Annotated in this window: 3 protein-coding genes and 1 pseudogene; 3 read left to right on the forward strand and 1 reads right to left on the reverse strand. The window is 72.5% G+C overall.

Annotated elements, in window-relative coordinates:
- Positions 1–253: pseudogene (locus FNH08_RS45040) on the reverse strand (hypothetical protein); the annotation flags it as partial.
- 181 nt (positions 254–434) lie between these two features.
- Between FNH08_RS45040 and FNH08_RS45045 the strand changes: the two are divergent.
- From FNH08_RS45045 to FNH08_RS54250, 3 genes are all read left to right on the forward strand, one after another.
- Entirely contained in the window at positions 435–2570 is a 2136-nt protein-coding gene (locus FNH08_RS45045; protein WP_152777326.1) for an MDR family MFS transporter, read from the forward strand.
- Positions 2571–2693: 123 nt separating this feature from the next.
- Positions 2694–3401 carry a hypothetical protein gene (locus FNH08_RS45050; RefSeq protein ID WP_152777328.1) on the forward strand — a complete coding sequence of 236 codons (708 nt, stop codon included), beginning with the start codon at positions 2694–2696 and terminating at the stop codon, positions 3399–3401.
- Positions 3402–3406: 5 nt separating this feature from the next.
- Positions 3407–3835 carry a hypothetical protein gene (locus tag FNH08_RS54250; protein ID WP_407704577.1) on the forward strand — a complete coding sequence of 143 codons (429 nt, stop codon included), beginning with the start codon at positions 3407–3409 and terminating at the stop codon, positions 3833–3835.
- Positions 3836–4624: the final 789 nt, after the last annotated feature.

The raw sequence follows: 4624 nt of genomic DNA on the forward strand, positions 1-4624 counted from the left end.
GGGGCGACGGCGGTGCCGGGGTCGGGGCGGCACGGGAGCCTTCCGACTCGCCGCCCAGTTCCACGTACGGGCGTATGCGTAACGGGTCGAAGTCCTCGGCCGCCGCCGCCTCCGCCGTACGGGCGTCACGCAGGGCCTCCGAGGCGCGGCGGTTGCACGAGCAGGACGGAGTGCCGTCCGGGGCGCGCGGTGCCGCGCACTCCGGGCAGGTGTGGCCGCGCGGTTCGCCGCCGTTGCCGCTTGCTTCACTCACGTGTGGTCCTCCCCGTACGAACTTCAGAAATTATGCAGATCTCACGCACAGGATCTCCCAGGTGCCCCAGGGATCGGCGATTCGGCCAGTACTCAACAGGCCATAACCGGTCACACCGACCACGATGGAGAGGAAGCTGGAGGCCGGGCCGCACATGGCCCTCGCCTCTCGGGAGGTCTGCATGGCGTCAGAAATGTCGGGAACGCCGAGTCCCGCGGGTGCCTCCGGTACACCGGGCGCGGCCGGTCACGGAGGCCGCGCGGGACGCACCGCCGCCGCCCCGGAGCGTGCGAACCGTGGCGTTCTGGTCTCCATCGGCGCCCTGTTGATGGGCATGCTGCTCGCCGCACTCGACCAGACCATCGTGTCGACCGCGCTGCCGACGATCGTCAGCGAGCTCGGCGGCCTGGAGCATCTCTCCTGGGTGGTCACCGCCTATCTGCTGGCCTCGACCGCCGCGACCCCGCTGTGGGGGAAGCTCGGCGACCAGTACGGCCGCAAGAAGCTCTTCCAGGCAGCCATCGTCATCTTCCTCGTCGGGTCCGCGCTGTGCGGGATGGCGCAGAACATGCCCCAGCTGATCGGCTTCCGGGCACTCCAGGGACTCGGTGGCGGCGGGCTCATGGTGCTGTCCATGGCGATCGTCGGCGACATCGTCCCGCCGCGTGAACGCGGCAGGTACCAGGGGCTGTTCGGGGCCGTCTTCGGCGCGACCAGTGTGCTCGGGCCGCTGCTCGGCGGGCTGTTCACCGAGCATCTGAGCTGGCGTTGGGTGTTTTACATCAACCTGCCGGTCGGGGCCGTGGCGCTCGCCGTGATCGCCGCCGTGCTGCGCATACCCGTCCGGGCCACACGGCACGTCATCGACTACCTCGGTACGTTCCTCATCGCGTCCGTCGCCACCTGCCTCGTCCTCGTCGCCTCCCTCGGCGGCACCACCTGGGAGTGGGGTTCGCCGCGGATCGTCGGGCTCGCGGTGCTCGGGGTGGCGCTGGCCGTCGTGTTCGTCGCCGTGGAGCGCAGGGCCGCCGAGCCCGTGCTGCCGCTGAAGCTGTTCCGTGTCCGGACGTTCACGCTGTCCGCCGTCATCAGCTTCGTCGTCGGCTTCGCCATGTTCGGCGCGATGACGTACCTGCCGACCTTCCTCCAGGTCGTCCAGGGCGTCTCGCCCACCCTCTCCGGCGTCCACATGCTGCCGATGGTGCTGGGCCTGCTGCTGGCGTCCACCGCCTCCGGGCAGATTGTCAGCCGTACCGGCCGCTGGAAGGTGTTCCCGGTCGCGGGCACCGCCGTCACGACCCTCGGTCTGCTGCTGCTCCACCAGCTCGACGAGAACAGCTCCGACGGCGAGATGAGCGCGTACTTCTTCGTCTTCGGACTGGGCCTCGGCCTCGTCATGCAGGTGCTGGTGCTGATCGTGCAGAACGCGGTGCCGTACGAGGACCTGGGCGTCGCCACGTCCGGCGCGACCTTCTTCCGCGCGATCGGCGCCTCGTTCGGCGTGGCCGTCTTCGGCACGGTCTTCGCGAGCCTCCTCGCCGACAGGCTCGCGGCGGCGCTCGGGGGCGCCCGGCTGCCGCCCGGCGTCACCCCGGGCACACTGCGCGCCGACCCGCGTGGCATCGCCGAACTCCCGCCCGTCCTCCGCTCCGACGCCCTCCACGCGTACGCCTCGTCGATCACGGACGTCTTCCTGTACGCGGCGCCGGTCGCCCTCGTCGGCTTCGTACTGGCCTGGTTCCTGCGCGAGGACCCGTTGAGGGGCTCGGTGACGGCTCCGGACATCACCGAGACGCTGGCGAGCAACCCGGTCGAGCGGTCGTCGTACGACGAGGTGTGCCGGGCCCTGTCGCTGCTCGGGTCCCGGGAGGGACGGCGGCGGATCTACGAGAAGATCACCGCGCGGGCGGGCTACGACCTGCTGCCGGCGGCGAGCTGGCTGCTGCTCAGGATCAGGAAGTACGGCCGTGCCGAGCCCGCGCTGCTGGCCGAGCGCAGCACCGTGCCGCTGGACGTCGTCCTCGCCGCGTCCCGTCAGGTGGAGGAGCGCCGCCTCGTACTCCGTGAGGGCCTCGACCTCGTGCTCACCGAAACCGGCCACGAGACCGCGGACCGGCTGTCCCGGGCCCGCGAGGAGTCCCTCGCCGAACTCCTCGGTGACTGGTGGGGCCCGGACCGCCCCACCGACCTGGTGCAGCTGGTGGCGGAACTGAACGCGGAGTTGTGCGGCTCCGACGCGGAACGTCCCCATGACGGTCCGGGCACCCGGCCGCCCGGCAGGGGGGTGGGCCGTCGCCCGATCGGTGAGAACCTCTAGTCGGTGAGGTCCGGCTGGTCCCCGGTGTCCGCCGCCGCCTCACGCTTCGGCTCGTTTGAGAAGGGCCGTCCGGGCAACCCGTGCGGAAACCGACCCATCGGGTCGAAAACCCGGAAGGCATCCATGTCCACAGGCATGATCATTGCTCTGATCGTGATCGTGGCGGTCGTGGTCGTCGTCGCGGCCGCCCTGACCCTGCGCAACCGAAACGCCCCCGGCGGCCACGGGCTGCGGCGGCGATTCGGACCCGAGTACGAACGGACCCTCGCCCGGCACGACGGCGACACCCGGGCCACGGAGCACGAGCTCGCGGAGCGGGTGAAGCGGCACGGCTCACTTCGGACCCGGCCGCTGGAGCCCGCGGAACGCGAGCGGTACGAGGCCCGCTGGGCGGCGGCCCAGGAACGCTTCGTCGACTCTCCGCGGGAGGCGGTCGCCGAGGCGGACCGGCTGCTCGGCGAACTGGCGGGAGCCCGCGGCTTCCCGGACGGCGGGAGCTACGACGAGCAGCTCGACGCGCTGTCCGTGCACCACGCGCATCGCGTCCACGGCTACCGGAGGGTGCACCTCGTCGTGCACGGCCCGGACGGTGACGGTGAGGGTGCCGGTGCCGGTGCCGGGAGCCCGGCGGGCACGGAGGAGATGCGGGAGGCTCTGGTCGAGGCCCGCGCCCTGTTCGAGGAACTCGCGGCTCCGAGCCGCCATGAGCGCCGCCATGAGAGCAGTCACGAGACGAAGGCGGACCGCGGCTCCGGGCGGGAGCCCGTCCGTACAAACAGCAGGCCCCACCTGCCGTGGGGAGTCACCAGGCGTCAGGCGAAGGGGAGTTGAGGGGGATGGAAGGCAAAGCGGGGCCCGGTGAGGGCCGTACGGGCGCCGAGCGCGTCGAGGGAGTCGAGGGCGCCAAGGGAGTCGAGGGCGCCAAGGGCATTGAGGGCATCGAGGGTTCGCATCGCAGGGAGCCGGCGGGCTCCGTACGTGAGACTTCGTTGCTGCCCCATGAGGAGACGGACAAGTTCTCGATGCGGCTGCAGCACGCGGTCGGGGAGTTCGTCGACGGGCCCCGGGACGCGGTGGAGGAGGCCGACCAGGTGCTGGAGGAGGTCGCGTCGCGCTTCACGGACGCCGTGACCCAGCGGCGCCGCACCCTTCGCACGTCCTGGCAGTCCACGGGTGAGGGCGAGGGGGCCGATACGGACACGGAGCAGCTGCGCTTGGCTCTGCGGGATTATCGTGAGCTGACTGAGCGGCTTCTGCGGATCTAGTTCCACTGGGTGACGGGTGGCGGGCCGTGCCCCGGAGTTCCGGGGCGCGGCCCGCCGTTTGCGTCTGCCCCGTTTGGCGCGTGGTCGGCTGCGGGTTCGTTGTGGCTTGTCGCGCAGTTCCCCGCGCCCCTAAATGCCTTGGGCGCGCCCGGCGCCACGAGGCACCGTCGCCCCGACGCACCGCAGCCCCCCCGCCATCCGGCGCACCGCAGCCATCCGGCGCACCGCTGCCCCGCTGTCCGCCGCACGCGCTGCCCGGCCGTCCGATGCACCGTCGTCCCCGCTGTCCGCCGCACGCGCTGCCCGGCCGTCCGATGCACCGTCGTCCCCGCTGTCCGCCGCACGCGCTGCCCGGCCGTCCGATGCACCGTCGTCCCCGCTGTCCGCCGCACGCGCTGCCCGGCCGTCCGATGCACCGTCGTCCCCGCTGTCCGCCGCACGCGCTGCCCGGCCGTCCGATGCACCGTCGTCCCCGCTGTCCGCCGCACGCGCTGCCCGGCCGTCCGATGCACCGTCGTCCCCGCTGTCCGCCGCACGCGCTGCCCGGCCGTCCGATGCACCGTCGTCCCCGCTGTCCGCCGCACGCGCTGCCCGGCCGTCCGATGCACCGTCGTCCCCGCTGTCCGCCGCACGCGCTGCCCGGCCGTCCGATGCACCGTCGTCCCCGCTGTCCGCCGCACGCGCTGCCCGGCCGTCCGATGCACCGTCGTCCCCGCTGTCCGCCGCACGCGCTGCCCGGCCGTCCGATGCACCGTCGTCCCCGCTGTCCGCCGCACGCGCTGCCCGGCC

This window comes from Streptomyces spongiae (assembly GCF_009377185.1).
Taxonomy (GTDB): Bacteria; Actinomycetota; Actinomycetes; order Streptomycetales; family Streptomycetaceae; genus Streptomyces; species Streptomyces spongiae.

Excerpts from the sequence above, each read along its gene's own strand:
- FNH08_RS45045 (WP_152777326.1), top strand. The coding sequence starts at position 435 with ATGGCGTCAGAAATGTCGGGAACGCCGAGTCCCGCGGGTGCCTCCGGT.
- FNH08_RS45050 (WP_152777328.1), top strand. The coding sequence starts at position 2,694 with ATGTCCACAGGCATGATCATTGCTCTGATCGTGATCGTGGCGGTCGTG.
- FNH08_RS54250 (WP_407704577.1), top strand. The coding sequence starts at position 3,407 with ATGGAAGGCAAAGCGGGGCCCGGTGAGGGCCGTACGGGCGCCGAGCGC.